The sequence below is a fragment of the Ruegeria sp. BG7 genome (assembly GCF_056535685.1).
This window is the reverse complement of record NZ_JBQFIU010000002.1, coordinates 175,363-197,445: the sequence shown is the minus strand read 5'-3', so window position 1 is coordinate 197,445 and position 22,083 is coordinate 175,363. Positions and strand designations below refer to the sequence as shown.

Sequence of the window (22,083 nt, the reverse complement as noted above, 5' to 3'; positions counted from 1 at the left end):
TCAAGCTCTCAATCCACGGCGGCAAACGCGGCGGTGGCGATCCAAACTGAAAACACCAGCCCTTGGATCGTATGTACCAGAACCACGCCGACATAAGTGCCATTCAGGCCCAGCCCATAGAATATGCGCGCGATGTTCATGTGTACGGCGATGGATGGAAAGGCTTGTGGCAACAGGAACAACAGCAGGAAGAATGTCCGCCATGGCAGGCTGCCGCGCCCCAACGCCAGCCCCGCCGGGATAGCAACCACCAGAGACGCCAGCACAGTAAACAGAGCGATCAGAACCGAGCTATAGAGCGATTCCATTGCGTTGCCCTGAGGACGGAACACACGCTCCCAGAAGGAAAAGCCATAACTTTGCGGGAGTTTCGCCGGAAAATACCACGTCTCGGCGACGGACCAGATCAGCATGTTGGTGATCGGTCCAAAGATAGCAAAGGCCAGCAGGGCCAACAGCACTGCCGTGAGGGTTGTGCGAAGAATGGTCATGCGGGCTTCCCTCCTTCACGGACGCCTTGACGCAGGTAGACCCAGGCAATCACGGCCGTCATTGCATATGAAATAAAGCCCAGCGCGTTTGCCACGCCATAGTCGGAATAGGCGTTGATGCGCCATGCCATGTCCACCGTGATCATCGTGGGCGTCTGTGCGTTGATCATTAGCGGCACGGACAAAACGGACATCATCACGACGTAAGACAGGATCAGTCCAACCATGAGTGTTGTGCCCACTTGCGGCACCACAATTTCAAACAGAATTCTAAGTCGGGATGCGCCCAGATTGCGCGCGGCTTCGATCGTCGAACGATCCAAAGACGCCATCGCGCCTGCAACCAGCAAGGCCACGAAGGGTGTTTGTTTCCACACAAAAGTAATCACGATGCCGCGCCAGTCCAGATAGCTGGCGGCTTGCAAGGGTTCCATCAAACCGGTTGAGACAATGATATTATTCATCATGCCGTTCTTGGCGAGGAAGGTTCGCATCAGCTGTGCGGCAACAACAAACGGAATGAACAATGGCCAGCGATAGAGCCAGCGCAACACAGCAAGGGCCACGCGGTTTTCGCCCAAGGTCAGATAGCCACCGATGGCAACAGAAAGCAGGCCGATAATCACGGTTGAGATACTGACGATGATCAGGGTGAACAGGACATCGTTGGAATACAAGGCAAAGGCCTTTGTGAAGTTTTGCAGACCCCAACCGCCAAGCTCCTCATCCCGGAACGCCCACAACAGGGAGTAACCCAGAGGGTATAGAAACAGGCAGGCAAGCAATACGATTGCCGGAGCAATCAGGATTAATGAGGCTTTTCGGGTGATCATCGGGGGTCAGTCCAAGAATTTTGAGTGCGGGCCCCATGGGGGAAGGCCCGCACATTGGTTTCCATGAGAGGGATTTAGTTGGAAACCTTTTGCTCGTAGGCTTCGCGGATATCGTCAAAGAACGGACCCAGCGGGAAGGGTTTGCCTTTGGCAGCCAGATCTTCCGGCGTGACATCGGTGAACAGCTTGTTCCAGGTTTCCTGATCCAACGCGCTTTCGACATGCTGAGCGTCGATGCCAGGATACCAGTTGAAGCGCTTGACGATGCCTTCGGCCTGAACTTCGGGGCTGGTGGCCAGGGCGATGAACTTGCGCGCCGCTTCAGCGTTCTCTGCCTTGGCCGGGATCGCGTAGTAATAGGGCTGACCCGGCATGCCCGGCTCGGGCAGCAACAGTTTGAGGTTCGGATTCAGGCGGCCGTCGGCTTGCCATGTGTAGAACATGTCAACCCAAACCGGTCCCATCACGATCTCACCCCGGTTCATCATATCCAGAGTGCCCGCGTTGCCGGGGGTAAAGGTGACGTTTTCGTTGAAAGCTTTCAGGTCGTTCAGGGCCTGGTCCCAGCTGTTTTTCAACTCCGGATCGTAGGGGCCGTTCATCAACTGATCGGTGTTGCCAGCATAAGCATACATCCACGCTGCGGTGAATGCGACGCCCGACATTCCGTTCTTGATGCCGTTATAGCCGAACGCGCCTTTGTTTTCTGCTGTCCAGGTTTTCAGTTCGTCAAAGCTTGCAGGTGGGTTTTGGACCAGATCGGGGTTGTAGGCAATCGCGGTCTGGCTGTGGAACATGGGCATGACATAGCCCTCGACATCTGTGCCCAGAGCGGTCTTGGACGTGTCGCGCGTGGCAAGCTGACCGGTATCGATGTCACCTACGTATTTCTGCAAGAGACCTTCTGTCACCATCTCACCAGATTTCAGCTGGGTCATGACAACGACATCTGTATCCCAAGCTTCGTTTCCGGCCTGTGCCTTGATTTTTTCAAGAATTGCCTGGCTGCCTGCGTTGCCTGGGCCTGTGCCGACAACGTTCACTTCCCAGCCCGGGTTCTGTTCCTCGAACAACGGGCCAAGATAATCGGTTACGTAATCAACCATGTTCTGACTGCCGCCAGAGGCCACGTTGAGCACGTTTTCGGCCTGCGCCGTGCCTGCGACAGCGACGACTATGGCCGCTGAGGCAAAAAGGTTTGCAATTTTGGAAGTCATGGTGTTTCTCCAGGGTCTCAGAGGTGTTGTGCGGCCGGGGTCGCCGCCTCATGTCCGGTCACGGCTGTCTGGGACTTTGCAGGAAACAGACTTAAGGCCGTGGCCGGTACGCTTACATCGACAACTGCGCCGATGGGCATTTTGTGGGGATTGTCCGCCATGATCCGGGCTTCGCCGACCTGGATTTCGTGGCGATAGACCGATCCCAGATAGGAATGCTGAAGGACCGTTCCGGGCAGTGACAAACAATCATCAGACGCGCCACCCAATCGGGCAGCATCGCTGTAAAACAGTATTTCCACCGGGCCGCTTTGGCTTTCGGGGAAATGGACGCCTGAACGATCCTGACCGGGCACCGGAAGGCGATGCGTTTCGCCATCCAATGTCAGATCAATTGATGAAGGGCCAATCTCGGCGACACCATGCAGTGTGTTTCCCGCACCCATGAACCGAGCGACATATGGATTGGCGGGTGTTTGAAAGACATCTTCCGGGGTGCCGACCTGCGCGATCCGACCTTGGTTCAAGATCACAACGCGGTCTGCCATCGACATGGCTTCTTCGCGGTCGTGGGTGACCAGAACTGTTGTAAGACCAAGTCGCTGTTGCAGGCTCCGGATTTCGTGCCGCATATTCGCGCGGATGCCTGCATCAAGGTTGGACAACGGTTCATCCAGCAGCAAAACCGGTGGGTCTATGGCCAAAGCACGGGCAAGCGCCACACGTTGCCGCTGACCACCCGACAACGCGCCGATCTTGCGATGGATCAGATCACCCAACCCGACAAGCGCGGCCATTTCCTGTACGCGGGATGCAACTTGAGCTTTGCTTTTCTTGCGAAGCCTCAGCCCGTATCCGATGTTTTGCGCCACATTCATGTGCGGCCACAGTGCATAAGATTGGAACATCATCGCCATGCCGCGGTTCTCGGGGGTGGTGTGGCTCATGTCCTGCCCATCGACAGAAATCGACCCGCCGCGCACTGGAACAAAACCAGCGAGGGCCCGCAGCAACGTTGTCTTGCCACAGCCCGACGCCCCGAGCAGGGCAATGAACTCACCGGCCTTAACGTCAAGGTCGATATTGGAAAGCACATCCTGCTCGGCGTATCCCACCCGAAGGTTGCGCAGCTTGATCTCGGCCCCAAGCGTGGAAGAAGAAGATTCGTAGTCGACCGGAGCAAGGTTCATTTTGCATCTTTCATAATTCTGCTACAAACGTAGTGAACACGTGTTCATGTAACGGTAAGAAATGACACCTTTATGACGCAACCCTAAATTTCAGGTATTCGGAAAAGAAGTTCCGGTCCTTCGAGATGAGCCCCGACTGACACATGAATACTGGTAAAGAAATCAAGCCTCGCCGTGTAACGGCAAAACAGGTCGCCGAGGCCGCAGGCGTTTCGCGATCAGCAGTATCCCGTGCATTCACACCGGGATCGCCTTTGGATGAGGACAAGAAGAAAAAAATTCTTCAGGTTTCTGAACAGCTTGGGTACCGACCCAATGCGCTTGCGGCGGGGTTGCAAAGCAGGGGTCGATCTAACCTTGTCGCCATTGTTATAGGTGATCTTGTCAATCACTACGACAGCGAAATTCTGGCAAAACTGATGCGGGGATTACATGCGATGGGCAAGTGGCCCGTTGTACTGGGAGGCTCTGCCGAAACATCTGAAGCCGAAGTTCTCGAAGTGCTGGCGTATCCGTTGGATGCCCTGATTCTGCGAGGGGGCAGTGTGGACGAATCAGTTGCGATCCATTGCGCCAAGTTGAACATTCCCCTGATCGTGTCTGGTCGTGTGATGGACGCCGAAGGAGTGGATTGTGTCTGTTGCGACAACGCGCGCGGGGCGGAACTGGCGGTGGCGCGGCTGATCGCCCAGGGTAAAACCCGGTTGGGCTATCTAGGCGGCTTGGCGCATTTGTCGTCCGATCAGGAACGGAAGGCAGGCTTTGAGAATGCTCTTACCAAGGCAGGTCTGAAACCAGCGGCCGTGAAACACTCTGACTTCAGTTACGAGGGCGGATACGAGTCCCTGACAGAAATTATGAGCAGTGAGGTCGAGCTGGACGGGCTGTTCTGTGCAAATGACGCTATGGCATTGGGTGCGATTGCTGCGGCCCGGCAACAGTTTGGCATGTCTATCCCTTCTGACCTGTCCGTTGTGGGATTTGATGACATCGCGATTGCCCAATGGCCCAGTTTTCAGTTGTCGACCATCAGAAACGATATGGATCAGACTGTTTCGCAGATTTTGCGACTGCTCACTGAACGCTTGGATCAACCTGAAAAGCCCAGCGAAACCATTCTCATCGAACCGGAATTTATTTCTCGAGGAACGCATTGAATATGAAGGCTAATGTTGCAAGTTTTTCAATCTGGATGCTGCCAGAAGAACCTCTGCTGACTGACTTGAGTAAAAGGATCAAGCGATTTGCTGATGCAAACGGCACGCCCTCGTTTATCCCACATGTAACTCTGGTGGGTGACATCGCGGGGGAAGAGGCAGAACTGAAGGCGACTCTGGGCAAATTCTCAGCGGGTCTTTCCAGCTGCAACCTGACCGTGACCGGGATTGGTGCTGAAAACGTGTTTTTTAAATCGCTTTATCTGGATCTTGCACCTACGGCGGATTTGGTGCGCGAGCAGGAAAAGTTGGCCAGTGCCTTGCCGGCATCCCAGCGTCCCAGGGACTTTCTGCCTCATGTAAGTGTGGCTTACGGTCCGATTGCCCCGGAAATCAAATCTGCGGAAGCCCATGTTTATGAAGACATGATTGGAACGCAGATCAGTTTCCGGCGCTTACATTTGGTAAGGTCGAGTCAGAACGTGCCTGTCGAAGACTGGAACATTCTGCAGTCTTTTGATCTTGCATCTATCTAGGGCTCTCGGATCTGGTCTCTTAGGTTACATTCGTTACCGAGAAAACACATTGCTGCGCATGGCTCACTGGTCATTGCCAACTAGGTCTATGAGGACGTATCAATCAATTATGGATTTTGGATCCAAAATCCCATATTGAGGCGATAGTAGGTGATTCACAGAGGCCAGTGTCACGTATCGCGGTTCGTTTTAGCCACTGAAACGTCCGGAGAACGACTGGGCGACTGTAAAGTTTCGGCCAACGTGCCCAAAGCACTTTGGCCGCTGACGCATTGAGGAAGGATACCTTCATGTCCAAGAATGTCTTTACCGGCATCATGCCCGCCCTAATGACCCCCTGCAAAGACGATCGGACACCCGATTTCGATGCCCTGGTCAAAAAGGGCAAGGAAATGATCGCGGCCGGTATGTCTGCCGTTGTGTATTGTGGTTCGATGGGTGACTGGCCGCTGCTGTCGGATGCCGAACGGATGGAAGGTGTCGAGCGTTTGGTTTCAGCAGGTTTGCCTGTTGTCGTCGGTACAGGTGCAATCAACTCGAAATCAGCGGTCGCGCTGGCGGCGCATGCGCAAAAGGTGGGCGCAGCAGGGCTTATGGTTATCCCGCGCGTTTTGTCTCGCGGGTCCTCGGTCGCAGCACAGCGCAACCATTTCAAAGCAATCCTGTCCGCCGCTCCTGACGTTCCGGCCATTATTTACAACAGCCCGGTCTATGGCTTTGCGACCCGGGCCGAGTTGTTCTTTGCCTTGCGGGCCGAGCACCCAAATCTGGTGGGGTTCAAGGAATTCGGCGGCAAGGACGATCTGCGCTATGCGGCAGAGCATATTACCTCACAAGACGATCAGGTTACGCTGATGGTGGGCGTAGACACCGAAGTTTATCATGGTTTTGTCAATTGCGGAGCAACTGGCGCGATCACCGGGATTGGAACGGCGCTGCCGAAAGAGGCTTTGCTGCTTGCGGCCTTGTGCCAAAAGGCGGCGACCGGTCATGCCGAAGCGCGCTTGCGCGCGCGTGAACTGGAGGAAGCCTTTGGTGTGTTGGCAAGCTTTGACGAAGGCACCGATCTGGTGCTGTATTACAAGCATCTGTTGGTTCTGAACGGTGAAACGGAATACCGACTGCATTTTGTAGAGACCGACGAATTGACGGATGCGCAACGCAAGTATTGCGAACAGCAATACACCCTGTTCTGCGCGTGGTTTGCCGACTGGTCGAAGCAGGGCGGAGTGATAGCTGAATGCATGTGATCGACAGCCATACGGGCGGGATGCCCACGCGGGTGATTCTGGATGGGGCACCCGATTTGGGATCAGGCTCATTGGCTGAAAGGGCCCGCCTTCTGGCCACAGAGCATGAGGCATTTTACAAGTCTGTTTTGCTGGAACCGCGCGGGCAGCCCGGCATGGTGGCCGCGCTTCTTGTACCGCCAGAAGACCCGAGTTGTGAAACAGGTGTGATCTATTTCGATGCCGACGCGGTTCTGGGAATGTGCGGGCATGGCACTATTGGTCTGGCGGTGACGTTGGCGCATCTGGGCCGGATCGCGCCGGGCACGCATAAGATTGAAACGCCAGCCGGTCAGATCACGGTCGATCTGCTGGACGCAAATACCGTGCGTGTCACCAATATCGAAAGCCGCCGGGTAAAGACGTCGGTTGTGATTGAGGTCGCAGGCCATGGTCAGGTGAAAGGTGACTTGGCGTATGGCGGTAACTGGTTCTTTATTGTCGACCCCAGCCCAATTGCTGTGGAACCAGTGAACATTCGCGCTTTGACTGACTTATCCATTGCCATCCGCGAAGCTTGTATCTCTCAGAAGGTATGTGGTGAAAACGGACAACCGGTCGACCATGTGATCCTGCAGGGCTCGTCGCCCACAAAGGGCATTCACAGCCGCAATTTCGTGCTGTGCCCAGATGATCAATATGACAGGTCCCCTTGCGGCACGGGCAGTTCGGCGCGACTGGCGTGTTTGGCTGCGGATGGAGTGCTGGCCCCCGGTGAAGAAATCACTCAGGAAAGTGTGATCGGCAGCTCGTATCGCCTGAGTTTTCAAGCCGGGCCGAACGGGGGCGTGATCCCAACGCTGACCGGCCGGGCGTATATCATGGGGGAAGGCAAATTGGTTTTCGCGCAAAACGACCCTTTTCGCGACGGGATCTTCCTTTGACTTAGATTTCAGGGTGCGGCGTGATCGGCCTCTGAGCTTGAACTACAGATTGAGATTTTCCAGCGATGCAGCAAAGCAACCCAACAGAAATCGTTGTGATCGGCGCTGGTGTCGTTGGTATCAGCGCGGCGTTAGAGTTGCAAAAGCGCGGCAAGCAGGTTCTGGTTCTTGACCGTGAAGGTATTGGGGCAGGGGCTTCGAAAGGCAATGCCGGTGCGTTTGCCTTTACCGACATTGTGCCGCTTGCTACGCCCGGGATCATGCGCAAAGCGCCGGGGTGGCTGCTTGATCCGTTGGGCCCGTTGTCGATTCCTCCCGCATATGCGTTGAACATTGCGCCTTGGATGCTGCGGTTCTGGCGAGCCAGTTGGCGTGATCGCTATGTGGCATCGCTGTCAGCGCAGGCCGTTTTGATGAACCACTGCCGCGCCGCGCTGGAACGTCAAATCAAAGAGGTGGATGGCGAGACGCTGATACGGCGCGAGGGCCAGTTACAGCTGTTCGAAAGCGAAGCTGAGTTTCGTGCCAGCCTGCCCACTTGGGACTTGCGCAGGGAGCATGGCATTCCATTTGATCTGTTGGATAGCCCAGAACAGATTGCCGAGGTTCAGCCCGGTTTGAACCGCCGATTTACCCATGCGGGCTTTACACCAACTTGGATGAACACGGTTGACCCGGCCCGCTGGACCAGCCATCTGGCCGCGCAATTCACCGCGCGCGGAGGTCGTGTTGAACGCGCGGGTGTTGAGGCGTTGACCCGGTCCGATGCGGGCGTGACTCTTTCAACGACAGATGGTGACGTTCCGGCCGGTCAGGTGATTGTGGCGGCCGGGGCATGGTCGCACCAATTGGCTGCAACCTTGGATGACCACATTCCGCTTGAGACCGAGCGCGGGTACAACACCACCCTGCCAGCAGGCGCTTTTGATCTGCGCACGCACCTGACCTTTGGCGGGCACGGGTTCGTGGTGACGCGGATCAACGATGGTGTCCGAGTAGGAGGCGCGGTTGAACTGGGTGGGTTGACGTTGGCCCCAAATTACAAGCGTGCCGATACGCTGTTGGCCAAGGCTGGGCGGTTCCTGCCTGCCTTGAACCTTGAAGGTGGGACGCAATGGATGGGTTTCCGCCCATCGCTGCCAGACAGCCTGCCGGTCATTGACCGCTCTGCCCGAGCGCCTCAGGTTCTATATGCCTTTGGCCACGGCCATCTGGGTCTTACCCAATCCGCAGGCACCGCTGAGCTTATTGCTGATCTGGCCACAGGCGCGAAACCCGTGCTTGACTTGACGCCTTACGCATCCACACGGTTTTGAGCCCGAGGATGCGCGATGAAAATCACTTCGGCATTCGCGGTAACCAGCGCCTTTCGCGCAACATGATTGAGGAGCCAAATGCGTAGCAGCAAGACGATACACGTGATTTCGGCGCATGCTGAAGGCGAGGTGGGCGATGTTATAGTTGGAGGTGTAGCCCCACCACCCGGCGAAACGGTTTGGGCGCAGCGTAATTTCATCGCGCAAGACCAGACCTTGCGAAACTTTGTCCTGAACGAACCCCGCGGCGGTGTGTTCCGCCATGTCAATCTGCTGGTGCCACCGAAACACCCCGAGGCCGACGCAGCCTGGATTATAATGGAGCCGGAAGACACACCACCAATGTCAGGGTCAAATTCGATCTGTGTCTCGACCGTGCTGCTGGATGGCGGGATCATTCCGATGCAGGAACCCGAAACCAATATGGTGCTAGAGGCCCCGGGCGGGCTGGTTCGGGTCAGGGCTGAGTGCAGCAATAGCAAGGCGCGGCGTATTTTTGTGCAGAACCTGCCCAGTTTCGCCGATGAGCTGTCGGTCCCTCTTGAGGTGCCGGGGTTGGGCACGATCACTGTGGATACGGCCTATGGCGGCGACAGTTTTGTGATGGTTGATGCCAAGGCGCTGGGCTTCGAAATCGCCGAACATGAAGCCCGCGACATCGCCGGTTTGGGCGTCAAGATCACGAACGCAGCCAATGAGCAGCTTGGGTTCTCGCATCCTGAAAATCCCGAATGGGATCATATCTCGTTCTGTGCCTTCTGTGGTCCGTTGACTGCGACCGAAAAAGGGCTGACCGGTAAGTCCGCTGTCGCAATCCAACCGGGTAAGGTCGACCGCTCGCCCACCGGAACAGCAGTATCCGCACGCATGGCGTTGATGATCGCAAAAGGATTGATGACGACTGGTCAGACGTTTGAAGCCACCTCAATCATCGGGTCGAGCTTTACGGGCCGGATCGTTGACGTGGCGCAGGTGGGCGGTCGCGCGGCGATCATACCCGAGATCAGTGGCCGAGGATGGATCACAGGTATTCACCAGCATATGCTTGACCCTGACGATCCTTGGCCCGGAGGCTATCGTCTGTCGGATACCTGGGGTGTTTGACCGCGTATACCCATACCCCACGCTCGGGTTGGTGGAAGCATTCTGCCGGCGCGAAATCATTGGTTCGGCATTGAGAAATTGCGAAAACTCAGTACCCCTAACTAAAATGCTGCAGGGCTAGACTTGAAATGGCAGGAAAACGAGCAATCACCAAGCAGAGCTTGCCGGAGGTCATCGCAAATGATCTGCGGGAACGTATTCTGAGCGGTGAACTGGCCGAGGGCGAAACCATTCGGCAAGAGGCTCTGGCTGAAGAATACGATGTTTCTCGAATGCCGGTCCGTGAAGCGCTCAAACGCTTGAACGCCGAGGGTCTTGTGCAATGGGCTAACAATCGAGGCGGCTCTGTCACCAAACATTCCCTCAGTGAAATTGGTGAAATTTTCGATTTGCGCATCCTGATCGAAGTGGATCTGTTTCACCACGCTATCCCAAATATGACATCCGCTGACTTTGCACGGTGCGAAGAGATTCTAACCCAGATGGAGAGATCCTATGACGAAAACGATGTGGGGAAGTGGGGCGTCCTGAACTACGAATATCATTCAGCGCTTTACGCTGCCTCGAAGCGGAAACTCACCAATGAATTGCTGGATCGCATCAGTCTGCAATCGGATCGGTATGTGCGTATGCATCTGAGTGTGATGAAGCAGCGTGAACCGGCAAAGAAAGACCATCGCGACCTGTTGCGGCTGGCGCAAGAGCGTAAAGTTGAAGAGGCTTGCAACGTCTTGGCCAACCATATCCGGCGCACCAAAGAGCAGCTTCTGGGCATGATCGCCGCGAAGCGCGACGCTGAAGGGGCGACTTGACAAATTGTCGGGTCGGGATCCTTCTTTTCGTATTTGGGCGGTGGCATATGTTCAGAACAACTTGGTTTGGCCTGATAACCGTTTGACGCGGCACATACCGTCTGAAGAATTGAAAAAGAAAGTTGAAGGTTTTGACAGAGGCAAATGAGAACGCAATGCTAAACCTGCAAGCTGTTCCGACTGACGTGCTTCGGCGGTCTAAGGCGGTCACATGATCCAACCTGCTCCCATTGTTTCGGCCCGAGCCTGGCAGCAATACCAACCCTTTGCCGCAGGAAAGTATGTGTGCCGCGGGCAGACCGAACATGGCTTTCACGCTGTGATCGTAGCGATTGAAGCGGCTGACGGCACCATCGGCTGGGGAGAGGCGGCGCCCCTTGGGGCGTTTTATGCCGAGGCTTTTCCCGAAGAGATGGCGGAAGGCACAGCGCGGTTGTTACCAGAGGTGATTGGTCGACCGTCTGACGCACCAGCTCAATTGGCCGAGGTGTTGAACGCGGCCATGCTGGGCCAGCCCGGGGTGAAATCCGCAATTGACATGGCCGCGTGGGATTTGGCGGCGCGCCGGGCAGGGATGCCGCTTTGTTCTTTTTTGGGCGGGGGCGCCACTCGATCCGTTACGCTCTATCGCTCGATCAGTCAGGCTGCCCCCGATGAGATGGCGCAGAGCGCGCAGTCCTATCTAAAGCAAGGCTACCGGCGTCTACAGGTCAAAGTTGGACAGGACCCGTTGGAAGATATTGAACGTTTGCGCGCAGTCCGAAGCGCTGTTCCTTCTGATGTTGCGCTCTATGCGGATGCCAATGGCGGATGGCTGGTCGAAGATGCGCTTCGCTTTTTGCGGGGGGTGGGCGATCTGGATTTTTGGCTTGAACAGCCTTGTATGTCGATGGCCGAAAACCGGCGTGTTGCGCAATCTTGTCCTCATCCGTTCATTTTGGATGAAAGCATTACGGGTCTCGAACCTATGCTAGTCGCTCATGCCGATGGGATGGTTTCGGGGGTAACGCTTAAAATGGCCCGGATCGGTGGGGTTGGCCCAACCCGGCTGCTCAGTGATGTGGCCGTGCAGCTGGGGTTGAAGGTGACCATTGAAGATACTGGCGGAAGCACCATCAACACGGCCGCCACAGCTCAGATGATGGCAAGACTCCCAGTGCGGCTTGCAGCTCACACGGTGGATTTCATGAATTGGGTGACGGTACAGAATGCGACCGGTATGCCGCCCTGCACTGACGGATTGCTGCACGTGCCGAAAGGAGCAGGTCTGGGGGTTGAGGTCGACCCTGACACCTTGGGCGAGCCCTTTTCTTTCAGTGCCTAACGTTGATTTGTGTGTGCGAAAGCGTCCGGGTTGGACGCTGTCGCCTTAGTCTTGGAACGGCCCGGAACGAACCGCTCTGGGTGAGCATCCGTTCACTCTTTTTCGTGGATGATCACAGTGCAACGTGTTCAGCCAGCCCTGCTTGATCTGCGAGTTTTGCGGCGACTGATGCGACGGCGAGGTCTTGTAGTCCGACGCCTGTTCCGTCGAAGAGGGTGATTTCGGTGTCGCTGGTGCGGCCCTTGTGGTCGCTGTTGATGACGGCGCCGATGGGGGTGATTTGGTTCTCGGTCAGGGTGCCGCCCGCGATGGCGTGTTGGGCCTCGCCTATGGAGATGGACTGGGCGACCTCGTCGGTGAAGACAGTGGCGGCTGCGACCAGCGCGGCGTCGACCTCTTGCTTGCCTTTGGTGTCGGTGCCCATGCAGGCCAGGTGGGTGCCGGGTTTGATCCAGTCTTTCATCAACAGTGGTTCAAAGGCCGAGGTGATGGTGATGATGACATCCGCCTGTGCACCCAGATCTTCTTGGCTGACGGCCTCGAACTCCAGACCCAGCTCGGTTGCGACCGCGCCCAGGCGAGGCAGCATCTCGGGGTGCGGGTTCCAGGCGACGACTTTCTCAAAGTCGCGCTGCTCGGCAGCGGCGCGCAGCTGGAAGGCGGATTGGTGGCCTGCGCCGACCATGCCCAGCACCTTGGCATCCTTGCGGGCCAGATGTGCAATCGACACAGCCGAGGATGCCGCTGTGCGCACGGCGGTCAGGTAGTTGCCGCCGACCAGTGCCGAGAGCCGCCCGGTATCGGGGTCGAACAAAAAGACGGTGGACTGGTGATTGGTCAGGCCCTTATCGATGTTGCCAGGCCAGTAGCCGCCGGATTTCACACCCAGCACCTGACCGGCGCGGTCAAAGCCGGATTTGAAGCCATAAAGCGCATCGGCATAGCCGATGGCCTCACGAATGACCGGGAAGTTATAGGCGTCGCCACGCGCCATGGCAGCGAAGACGTCCTGAACCGCGTCGAAGGCCTCGCGGCGTCCGACCAGTTGCTGGCAGAGGTCTTCTCCAACGATCAGCAGGGGTTTGTCTGTCATATCTTTCATGACCTTTTCCTTGAGCTTTGGGGTGCAGGTCCGGGCGGCAGGGGAAGGGATAACTGCCGCCCGGGACGCATGTGCGGCGGCTAGTAAGCCTTGCCGCGCGCGGAGACCGGCCAAAGCGCTTCAACTTTGCCGTTCCGAACACCCACATACCAATCATGCACATTGGCGGTCGGGTCACAGTGACCGGGCACCAGATGCAGCTTGTCATTGACCTTGAGAACACCGTCGGGGTCGGCGACCACGCCGTGCTCGTCCGAGCATTTGACGTATTCCACATCCGTGCGCCCGAAGATCACCGGCAGGCCACTGTCCACGGATTGGGCCTTGAGGCCGGCATCCACGATGGCCTTGTCTGCCTTGGCATGGCTCATGACGCTGGTGAGGATGAAGAAGGCGTTCTCCCACTCTCCCCGGTCGATGCGGTTGCCGTTTTCATCAAGGATGCGGCCATAATCGGCGTCCATGAAGGCGTAAGAGCCGCATTGCAGTTCATTGTACACGCCCGAGGTGCTCTCGAAGTAATACGACCCGGTGCCGCCACCGCCGACGATGTCACAGTCCAGCCCTTCGGCGGCCAGCCCGTCCACGGCGTCTTTGACCTGCGCCACGGCGATGTCGATCTTGGCTTTGCGATCCTCGTAGAGATCCATGTGCTGCATCGCGCCCTGATAGGCCTGGATACCGGCAAACTTCAGCCCCGGGGCCGCGTCGATGGCCTTGGCGATGGCGATGACCTCGGGCGTGGTGGTCACGCCGCAGCGACCCGCGCCGCAGTCGATCTCGACCAGACATTCGATCTGGGTGCCGTGGCGCTCAGCCGCTTTGGACAGATCGCTGACATTGTCGATGTCATCCACACAGCAGATCGTGCGCGCACCCAGCTTGGGCATCCGCGCCAGCCGATCAATCTTGGCCGGGTCACGCACCTGGTTGGAGACCAGAACATCCTTGATACCTCCACGGGCAAACACCTCGGCCTCCGAGACCTTTTGGCAGCAGATGCCACAGGCGCCGCCCAGTTCGACCTGCAGCTGCGCCACGTCGACGGATTTGTGCATCTTGCCATGCACCCGGTGGCGCATGCCGTGGGCCTTGGCGTAATCGCCCATCTTCTGGATGTTGCGTTCCAGCGCGTCCAGATCCAGAACCAGCGCCGGGGTCTGGATCTCGGATGCGTCCATGCCGATGGCGGCGGGAATGTCGTAGCCGACTTCGAGTTGCTCGATGTTTACGGGCTTGTTCATGATGTCCTCCTCAGCCCCGGGTCCAGGGCAGTTTGTCCAGATCCACATTGCCGCCGGTGATGATCACGCCGACGCGTTTGCCTTTGAAGGCTTCGGGGTGCTTCAGAATGGTGGCCAGCGGCACGGCGCAGCTGGGCTCCATCACAATGCGCAGGTATTTCCAGGTGGTCTTCATCGCGGCGATGATCTCGTCTTCGCTGGCGGTGTGAATGTCGCGCACGAAGTTCGACACAAAGTGCCAGGTGTTTTCCTTCAGCGGCACTTTCAGCCCATCGGCAATGGTGACCGGGGCGTCATCAGCGATGATGTGACCGGCCTTGAAGCTGCGATAGGCATCGTCGGCCTGTTCCGGTTCCGAGGCATAGATCTGCACCTCAGGCGCCAGGTTCGACAGGGTCAGGCAGGTGCCCGAGATCATGCCACCGCCGCCTATGGGCGCAACCACCGCGTCCAGCCCGTCGGTCTGTTCCAGCAGCTCTGCCGAACAGGTCGCCTGCCCCGCAATCACGCGCGGGTCGTTATAGGGGTGCACGAACTCACCGCCGGTGCGCGCCTGCACCTCGGCAAATACCGCCTCGCGCGAAGTGGTCGAGGGCTCGCATTCGGTGATGATCCCGCCATAGCGGCGCACCGCGTCCTTCTTGGCCTGCGGTGCCGTGTGCGGCATCACCACGTTGCAGGGAATGCCCCGGCGGCCCGCCGCATAAGACAGGCTGAGCGCATGGTTGCCGGAAGAATGCGTGCAGACGCCGCGCTCGGCGGCCTCGTCATTCAGGCCAAAGACCGCATTGCAGGCCCCGCGCACTTTGAAAGCGCCCGCCTCCTGGAAGTTCTCGCATTTGAAGAACAGCTGCGCGCCGGTCAGATCGTCCAGATACTCCGACCGCAACACGGGGGTGCGGTTGATATGGGGTTTGATCCGCTCATGCGCCTCGCGCATATCGGCGATGGTCAGGCAATCGGCTGTGGTCATTGCATCCAACATCGGAGCCTCCTTACGCTGCAGATTGCATGGGTGTGGCACGGCCCGCGCGGAAGTATTCCTGCGCTGCGGCCACACCGCTGCCCAGCTCGATCGGATAGTCCAGATCGGCCATGGCCATTTCGATCGTGGCCAGACCGGACAGCACCATCACGTCCGTCAGGCTGCCCAGATGGCCGATGCGGAAGGCCTTGCCGTTCATCTCGCCCAACCCGATGCCAAAGCTGACGCCATAGGCGTTGAAGGCGTGATCCGTCAGGGCATTGCTGTCGAAGCCGTCGGGTACATAGATCGCGCTGACGGTGTCCGAGTAGAGATCCGGCGACTGCGCCACCAGCTCCAACCCCCAGGCCGAGGTGGCCTTGCGCACGCCTTCGGCGAGACGGAAGTGGCGGGCATAGACATTGTCCAAGCCTTCCTCGAACAGCATCTTCAGGCTCTCACCCATGCCATAGATCAGCTGCAGCGGCGGGGTATAGGGAAAGCCGCCCGATGCGTTGGCGTTCATCATGTCGCGGAAGTCAAAGAAGGTGCGCGGCAGTTGTGCCGTCTCCATTGCCGCCAGCGCCTTGGGGCTGACGCACAGGATCGCCATGCCGGTCGCCAGCATGAAGCCCTTCTGCGAGCCCGAGACCGCGATATCAACGCCCCAGTCATCGAACTCGAACGGCATCGAGGCCAGCGAGCTGACGCAATCCACAAACAGCATCGCCGGGTGGGCACTGGCATCCATCGCCTTGCGCACCGCCGCAATATCCGAACGTACGCCGGTGGCCGTCTCATTATGGGTGACCAGAACCGCCTTGATCTCATGGGCCTTGTCGGCTGCCAGAGCCTCGGCAAACTTGTCTGCCGGCGCACCGCTGCCCCACGCGCATTCGATGATCCGAACATCCAGCCCGTGACGCTGACACAGGTCGGTCCAGCGATGGCTGAACATGCCATAGCGCGCCACCAGAACCGTATCACCGGGGCTGAGTGTGTTGGTGATCGACGCTTCCCATCCGCCCGTCCCGCTGGCCGGGAAGGTGATGATCTGACCCGCGCTGGAGCCAAACACCCGCTTGGTGTCTTCAAGCACGGGCGCAAATGTCTCTACAAAATCCGGCGCGCGGTGGTCCTGCGTCTGAACCTGCATCGCCAAACGCAAGCGATCCGGGATGTTGGTCGGGCCGGGAATGAAAACTGGGTTCTGTGTGGACATATGAAAATCCTCCGGTTTGGTAAAATTATCTTACCAAGACGCGCGCTTTGCAATTTTCTCGAAAAAGTTTTTCACTATACGGAAAAATACCATAACGTACTGAAAGAAATGAAAGAGACAGTTTTTCAATATTGACGAAAGCAAATGCCGATTTTGAAAAACACGCTCCGACGCCTAAAATCAAGGTCCTAACCACACAGGAAAAAACCGGTGCAGAATCACAAAAAACCGCGAGGACGGCCCAAATCAATCTTCAAGGAAAGCTCGGCCGGGACAGTGCAATCCCTCGACCGCGCGTTGGAAACACTGACAACGCTCGCAGCCCTGGAACGCTCTACGCTCAGCGACCTCAGTCGGGAAACCGGCGTTCCAACGGCGACGACCCATCGCATACTGACGACGCTGTCCAACCGTGGCTATGTCAGCTTCGACGAACAACGCCAGGAATGGATGGTCGGTATCGAGGCCTATCGAACAGGCGCCTCCTACCTCAATCGCAACAGTGTGGTTGAAATCGGCCGGCCCATCCTGCGCAGGCTCATGCGCGATACCGGTGAGACCGCGAATATGGCCATGCCTGACGGCAGCCACGTCGTATTCGTCAGTCAGGTAGAAACCGGAAATCCAATTCGCGCTTTCTTTCCTCCGGGCGCGCGGACGCCCATGTACGCGTCCGGGACCGGAAAGGCATTGCTGGCCGAAATGAGCACGAATGCGGTTCAAGCTCTGCTGTCAGATGTCGCTTACGAAGCCTTTACTGACCGCACTCATCGATCAACCATATCGTTGTTAGAGGATCTGACGCTGGTCCGGCAACGCGGCTGGTCCTTTGATGATGAAGAGCGCTATGCAGGCATGTCATGCACAGGTGCCGCTATTTTAAACCAGTTCGGCATTCCTTGTGCTGGTATTTCCGTCTCGGGCCCAACAGCAAGGATCAACAAAGCCAACGTCGCCTATTTCGGCGAAATGGTCCTGGATGCAGCACGGGAGATAACTATCGCAATCGGAGGGTCGCCGCGCTGAAGGCTTTACAAAGTTGGGTATCCGACTGTCACGCTTTGGTCAGCGACCAAAATCGAATGGGTAACGCAACCGCCGCGACGACCAAACCGATCGTATACCCTATCCAAACACCCATGGCACCATAATCAAAAACGAAGCCGAGGGCATAGCTTGCTGGCAGGGCAAGTGGCCAATACGCGGTCAGTGTGATGACAGTAGGCAAGTTCATGTCAGACATGCCCCTTAACGCACCAAGCGCAGTACCCTGAACACCATCGGCGACCTGCAATAGCGCGACGATAAAGAACAGAGTGACTGCAAGATCGACCACCGCAGGATCGTCGGACATGGATTCCGCCATCATTCGACCAGCGGTTATGAACACGATTGCTGCAATCGCCTGCCAGAGGGTCACCATGACAAACGAAGCTTTCAGGATTGGTCGCAGCCGTGAGGTATCGCAAGCCCCCACTGCAAGGCCCACGCGGATGGAGGCCGCGCCAGCCATTCCAAGCGGAATCATGTAAGCCAGTCCTGCCAGTGCGTTGACAATCTGATGTGCCGCAAGGGCTTCGGCACCAAGCCACCCCATCATCAGACCAACCACGGCGTATGCGCCGCCTTCGCCTGCATAACCAAGACAAAGCGGCAGGGCGTCTTTGGCCTGCGCCCAAGCATCGGCCCAGACAACCTGAACCCGTTGACGAAACGCAGCCAATCCCGGGGCCCGTTTAAGAACAACAAGAGCAGCAATCAGAGACACGCATTGTGAAAGAATACTGGCCAGACCTGCGCCTAGAATTCCGAGGTCCAGAATATGGATCAGGGTGTAGTTGGCCGGCACGTTGATGAGCACGCCGAGATAGGACAGGCCCACTGCCGTCCAGGGCCGTCCCACCGCATCGAAAAGTGCCTTGAGGCCAAAGAACAAGGTGAATGGGATGATCCAGACCGCCATTGACATCCAATAGGGCAAAAGGATCTCAAGAACTTCCGTTGGTTGACCCAAAAGACCTAAAAGAGGGTAAAGAGCCATCATGAGAAGGGCCGCAAGCCCACCGCCCAGCAAACAAAGCAAAAGCCCGCCACGTAATGCGAGGGCGACCTTTTTTGGGTCCTGGGCACCCTCTGCCTGACTGATCTGAACTGAAAGCGCTGTTACGACGCCCCAAAGGGCAGAGATCAGAATGATCAAAACCGCAGTGGTCACTCCAGCTGCCGCCAAAGGCACAGTTCCAAGGGGTGAGATCATCGCGGTATCGACAACACCGATCAAAAGCGCTGCGGCAAGTCCCACCATCAAAGGAACGGCTAACTTGATCAGCGGCAACAACTCAGCGCGCGTTTGCGCCTGGGACACAAGGATATGGTCTGTCATGATTCAAACACCGGATTCGGTCCGGCCTCAAAGTCGCAAGATCGAGCGTTTTTTGCTCTGGATGATTTGGGGCGTTCAGCCCAGCGACGGATGAATCATGAACTTGGTCCTTTTCTGGACGATGCGTTGCACGTGGTTCTATGGGATAAGTTGAACCGCGTCCAGAGGGTTGAAGTCTGGTATCCTAACGCGTTGACTGAATTTCCACTCGTTCACATCGGCCAAGAGCAGGGCACCCGCACAAGAGAGTTTTCCTGGGAGGAGTGGGGCAATCTTTGTTTGAGTTGTCGATATCCAACGCGTCGAGCGGACATGTCGTAGCCGAGCATGCTGCCATTGACGCGGTTTAAACCAGTGAAAGCATCGCCTTGGTCGTTCTGGTCAATGCGGAATGTCTGCTGCGCGCGGTATTTTTGAACTGCATCAACGGAACAACTGTCTTCTAGGGTTAAACGTGCCGGGTTCGGTCCTGGTCTGGAATGATCGAAAAGGACAAATCAGTTTAGAAATTCGAATGCTGGTTGAGAGTGAACGCGACAAAAACTTGGCGCAGAATTGATAGTTTTTTCGAAAAACTTTGCTCAATCCTGCCTGCGCGACGTGCTTTTTAGTGATGAGACCCTCACCAATGCAAAATACTGTGCCACAGCGCCCGGACACGATGGTTTTGGATGACAACTGGAGTGATCTACGTCAGTTCCGCGAACTGCCAGACATCGATTTGGAGCGGCTTCTTGAGTACCGAACAGGTCGGATTCGGGAACAGATGAAGCTGCAGGACGTGGCGGCGCTGGTCATCGTGAACCCGCTTAGTATGCAATACGCCGCGAATTACGATTCCTATCAGCTGTATCAGTCGCGAGTACCCACAACCTATCTTTTCATGGCGCAGGACGGACCGACCATTGTGTTCGGAGGTTATGGTAACAGTCGTCTGATAGACCGAGAGGAACCGGCGGACTTTATCGCGTTTTTTGATGCGGGCCCCAACCTGGCGGATAATGCACGCAGGTTGGCTGATCGTCTGCACGGTTACCTCGAAGAAATCGGGTCTGACAATCGGCGCGTCGCGATTGAATATGTGAACCCGTCTGTTACTCAGGCTTGTCTGCAGCGCGGTCTTGAGGTGGTTGACGGTGTGACACTGACTGAAAGCGCCCGGTTGATAAAATCTCCTGACGAGATTGAATGTATCAAGTGGTCAGTGGCGGTGGCAGAGCTGGGAATGGCGAAGATGAAGGAGGCTTTGCGTCCTGGCGTGACCGAAACCCAGCTTTGGGGCATTTTGAATTACACAAATCTGGCAAACCAGGGCGGATGGCATGACGGGCGGATGCTGTGTTCTGGCCCGCGCACCAACCCTTGGCTGCAAGAGGCGACCCAGCGGGTGATTGAATCCGGGGATCTGGTTGGATTTGACACCGATATGGTTGGTCCGATGGGCTACTTCTGTGACGTCTCGCGCACGTTCCATTGCGGACCTGCCAAGCCCACCGCCCGGCAGAAGGAAATCTATCAGATTGCCTATGACGAGGTGCAGCACAATATGGCGCTTTTGCGTCCCGGGATAACCTTTCACGAATTGCAGAAGCAGTCGTTTGAAATCCCGGAACCCTTTCAGAAACAAGCCTATCCCTGCATCTTTCACGGGGTCGGTATGTGTGACGAATACCCGAAGATCATCCCATATCACTCGGGGCTGAACCCTTATGACGGTGAGGTCGAGGCCGGCATGGTGCTGACAGTTGAAAGCTATGTAGGCGCCGTAGGCGAGCGTGATGGGGTCAAGCTGGAAGAACAGGTACTCATAACCGACAATGGTTTTGAGCTGCTTTCCAGTTATCCTTTCGAGGAAGAGTTGCTCGATTAAACCATATCTGTATTGGTGTAGAAGGCTTCGCGAAGGGAGACGTGAGAGGCGGAAAAACGTCTTCGACCAACTGCATTGAAATTGGCGCGTAGATGTGTTGGCTTCCGGTAAAATCAAGAGGCATGCACCGCCAACACAAAACGCAGAACCGATCAGAGAACCCCCTCTGTCAGCTGTGATGAACTTCAGTCCTTTGAAGAAAGTTTGGTTTGGATGATGAATTGCGTGACCGGATCAATGTCTTCCATGTGAAGCAATTTGCCGAGCTGGGCGTCCAAGCGTGTCTCATCCCAATTGCGCATGGCAATTGCAATCTCCATGGCCGTCTGGCTGTCCTGGGCCAGTTCGCGAGAGAAGATTGGAATGATCTGATCCCTTAGGCCAGGCGACACAGTACCAGAATCTGTCAATGCGCGAATGAGGGATTCTTTGTGGTCTTGTTTGACGTTTGCGGCCTGCAAAGCCGAGCCAATGGCATCTACTGCTGTTGGCCCATCTACGGCTATGCCAGCCAGCGCCCAATCATACGCATAGCCAGAGCTTCGAAGAATAGACCCGGGGTATCGAGACCGAACAATGCGTTTGGCCTTTTCATCGTTGTGCTGCAAACCCAATAGTCGGATCGCAACCGGAACGAAGCTCAACCGACCGAGGCTGTCAAACTCACGCAACAGATTGTCTGCGGCGACCGTATTTCGCAATATCTGGATACTGCTGTACGGCACCCGGTCGATTTCTATCAGGGCGGTGTCTCTTAACACCTGATCCTTGTGTGAAAGGTATCGTGCAAAAAACGCAACGCGCGCGCCGGATGCGGACTTTCCACCCGGCCAAAGATTTTTCTCCGCCCAAAGGGCATTCAAAAATTCTTCACGCTCTGGGGTCAGATTGAATATCCGCGTCCATTTGCGTGAAACGCCGCGCCCTGCGCCATCCTTGGTAACGGTTCCGAACGTCATCAGGACCGTCATTGAGGGATTTGCGCGGAAGGCGGCGCGTGTCCTGCTATCTACAAGGAAAGGGATGTCAGGAGTTCTTTCAAGGTCGGTCTGTGCCCCTATTATCTGTCGCTTTGGCACGAATTTGAACGGATTACCCGGGGCGGGTGCGGCCAGAACGACGACGTCGGCGGTAATCAAATGATC

The 22,083-nt window shown here is 56.7% G+C and carries 20 protein-coding genes; 10 read left to right on the top strand and 10 right to left on the bottom strand.

From position 1 onward, the window contains the following. Positions 1 to 8: 8 nt before the first annotated feature. The 4 genes from ACR3EH_RS18860 to ACR3EH_RS18845 form a co-directional block, all read right to left on the bottom strand. Entirely contained in the window at positions 9 to 491 is a 483-nt protein-coding gene (locus tag ACR3EH_RS18860) for an ABC transporter permease (RefSeq protein ID WP_253762141.1), read from the bottom strand. After that, entirely contained in the window at positions 488 to 1,324 is an 837-nt protein-coding gene (locus ACR3EH_RS18855; protein WP_171187583.1) for an ABC transporter permease, read from the bottom strand. The genes ACR3EH_RS18860 and ACR3EH_RS18855 overlap by 4 nt, the downstream gene beginning before the upstream one ends. A 74-nt stretch (positions 1,325 to 1,398) precedes the next feature. Beyond that, entirely contained in the window at positions 1,399 to 2,541 is a 1,143-nt protein-coding gene (locus ACR3EH_RS18850; protein WP_171095269.1) for an extracellular solute-binding protein, read from the bottom strand. 17 nt (positions 2,542 to 2,558) lie between these two features. Beyond that, positions 2,559 to 3,731 carry an ABC transporter ATP-binding protein gene (locus ACR3EH_RS18845; RefSeq protein WP_171187584.1) on the bottom strand — a complete coding sequence of 391 codons (1,173 nt, stop codon included), beginning with the start codon at positions 3,729 to 3,731 and terminating at the stop codon, positions 2,559 to 2,561. A gap of 143 nt (positions 3,732 to 3,874) precedes the next feature. Here ACR3EH_RS18845 and ACR3EH_RS18840 point away from each other — a divergent pair, with 143 nt between their 5' ends. The 8 genes from ACR3EH_RS18840 to ACR3EH_RS18805 all read left to right on the top strand — a co-directional run bounded on the left by ACR3EH_RS18840 (position 3,875) and on the right by ACR3EH_RS18805 (position 12,153). Continuing rightward, complete coding sequence (locus tag ACR3EH_RS18840) at positions 3,875 to 4,888, top strand: LacI family DNA-binding transcriptional regulator (RefSeq protein WP_171676276.1); 1,014 nt, start codon at positions 3,875 to 3,877, stop codon at positions 4,886 to 4,888. Positions 4,889 to 4,890: 2 nt separating this feature from the next. Then, positions 4,891 to 5,424, top strand: a complete 534-nt coding sequence (locus ACR3EH_RS18835; RefSeq protein WP_171095263.1) for a 2'-5' RNA ligase family protein — start codon at positions 4,891 to 4,893, stop codon at positions 5,422 to 5,424. Positions 5,425 to 5,714: 290 nt separating this feature from the next. Next, positions 5,715 to 6,674 carry a dihydrodipicolinate synthase family protein gene (locus ACR3EH_RS18830; protein ID WP_171187588.1) on the top strand — a complete coding sequence of 320 codons (960 nt, stop codon included), beginning with the start codon at positions 5,715 to 5,717 and terminating at the stop codon, positions 6,672 to 6,674. After that, a complete protein-coding gene (locus ACR3EH_RS18825) occupies positions 6,665 to 7,597 on the top strand; it encodes a 4-hydroxyproline epimerase (protein ID WP_171648035.1) in 933 nt (310 codons plus the stop codon). The genes ACR3EH_RS18830 and ACR3EH_RS18825 overlap by 10 nt, the downstream gene beginning before the upstream one ends. A gap of 65 nt (positions 7,598 to 7,662) precedes the next feature. Beyond that, on the top strand, positions 7,663 to 8,913 hold the full coding sequence (locus ACR3EH_RS18820; protein ID WP_171187592.1) for an NAD(P)/FAD-dependent oxidoreductase: 1,251 nt from the start codon (positions 7,663 to 7,665) through the stop codon (positions 8,911 to 8,913). A gap of 78 nt (positions 8,914 to 8,991) precedes the next feature. Continuing rightward, the gene (locus ACR3EH_RS18815) at positions 8,992 to 10,017 is read left to right on the top strand and encodes a trans-3-hydroxy-L-proline dehydratase (RefSeq protein ID WP_171676277.1); all 1,026 of its coding nucleotides are present in this window, start codon (positions 8,992 to 8,994) and stop codon (positions 10,015 to 10,017) included. A 128-nt stretch (positions 10,018 to 10,145) separates the two neighbouring features. Beyond that, on the top strand, positions 10,146 to 10,829 hold the full coding sequence (locus tag ACR3EH_RS18810) for a GntR family transcriptional regulator (protein WP_171187597.1): 684 nt from the start codon (positions 10,146 to 10,148) through the stop codon (positions 10,827 to 10,829). 211 nt (positions 10,830 to 11,040) lie between these two features. Then, the gene (locus ACR3EH_RS18805) at positions 11,041 to 12,153 is read left to right on the top strand and encodes a mandelate racemase/muconate lactonizing enzyme family protein (RefSeq protein WP_171187599.1); all 1,113 of its coding nucleotides are present in this window, start codon (positions 11,041 to 11,043) and stop codon (positions 12,151 to 12,153) included. 112 nt (positions 12,154 to 12,265) lie between these two features. Here the strand turns inward: ACR3EH_RS18805 and bhcD are convergent, their stop codons facing one another. The 4 genes from bhcD to bhcA form a co-directional block, all read right to left on the bottom strand. Beyond that, positions 12,266 to 13,246 carry an iminosuccinate reductase BhcD gene (bhcD, locus tag ACR3EH_RS18800; protein ID WP_216600486.1) on the bottom strand — a complete coding sequence of 327 codons (981 nt, stop codon included), beginning with the start codon at positions 13,244 to 13,246 and terminating at the stop codon, positions 12,266 to 12,268. Positions 13,247 to 13,335: 89 nt separating this feature from the next. Continuing rightward, a complete protein-coding gene (gene bhcC, locus ACR3EH_RS18795) occupies positions 13,336 to 14,499 on the bottom strand; it encodes a 3-hydroxy-D-aspartate aldolase BhcC (RefSeq protein WP_171187603.1) in 1,164 nt (387 codons plus the stop codon). Between the two features lie 10 nt (positions 14,500 to 14,509). Next, positions 14,510 to 15,484: a beta-hydroxyaspartate dehydratase BhcB gene (gene bhcB, locus ACR3EH_RS18790; RefSeq protein ID WP_171187605.1), complete on the bottom strand. Its 975-nt coding sequence runs from the start codon at positions 15,482 to 15,484 to the stop codon at positions 14,510 to 14,512. Positions 15,485 to 15,494: 10 nt separating this feature from the next. After that, positions 15,495 to 16,685 (bottom strand): L-aspartate--glyoxylate aminotransferase BhcA, encoded by a 1,191-nt coding sequence (bhcA, locus tag ACR3EH_RS18785; RefSeq protein WP_171187606.1) that lies wholly within the window; start codon positions 16,683 to 16,685, stop codon positions 15,495 to 15,497. 210 nt (positions 16,686 to 16,895) lie between these two features. Between bhcA and ACR3EH_RS18780 the strand changes: the two genes are divergently transcribed. Continuing rightward, on the top strand, positions 16,896 to 17,711 hold the full coding sequence (locus ACR3EH_RS18780; protein ID WP_171187608.1) for an IclR family transcriptional regulator: 816 nt from the start codon (positions 16,896 to 16,898) through the stop codon (positions 17,709 to 17,711). 28 nt (positions 17,712 to 17,739) lie between these two features. Here the strand turns inward: ACR3EH_RS18780 and ACR3EH_RS18775 are convergent, their stop codons facing one another. Continuing rightward, positions 17,740 to 19,068: an MATE family efflux transporter gene (locus ACR3EH_RS18775; RefSeq protein WP_171187610.1), complete on the bottom strand. Its 1,329-nt coding sequence runs from the start codon at positions 19,066 to 19,068 to the stop codon at positions 17,740 to 17,742. A 628-nt stretch (positions 19,069 to 19,696) separates the two neighbouring features. On the opposite strand from ACR3EH_RS18775, the gene ACR3EH_RS18770 reads away from it, so the two are divergent. Continuing rightward, positions 19,697 to 20,938: a M24 family metallopeptidase gene (locus tag ACR3EH_RS18770; protein ID WP_171187611.1), complete on the top strand. Its 1,242-nt coding sequence runs from the start codon at positions 19,697 to 19,699 to the stop codon at positions 20,936 to 20,938. Between the two features lie 185 nt (positions 20,939 to 21,123). On the opposite strand, the gene ACR3EH_RS18765 is transcribed toward ACR3EH_RS18770, so the two are convergent. Continuing rightward, positions 21,124 to 21,897, bottom strand: a complete 774-nt coding sequence (locus ACR3EH_RS18765; protein WP_171676280.1) for a hypothetical protein — start codon at positions 21,895 to 21,897, stop codon at positions 21,124 to 21,126. Positions 21,898 to 22,083: the final 186 nt, after the last annotated feature.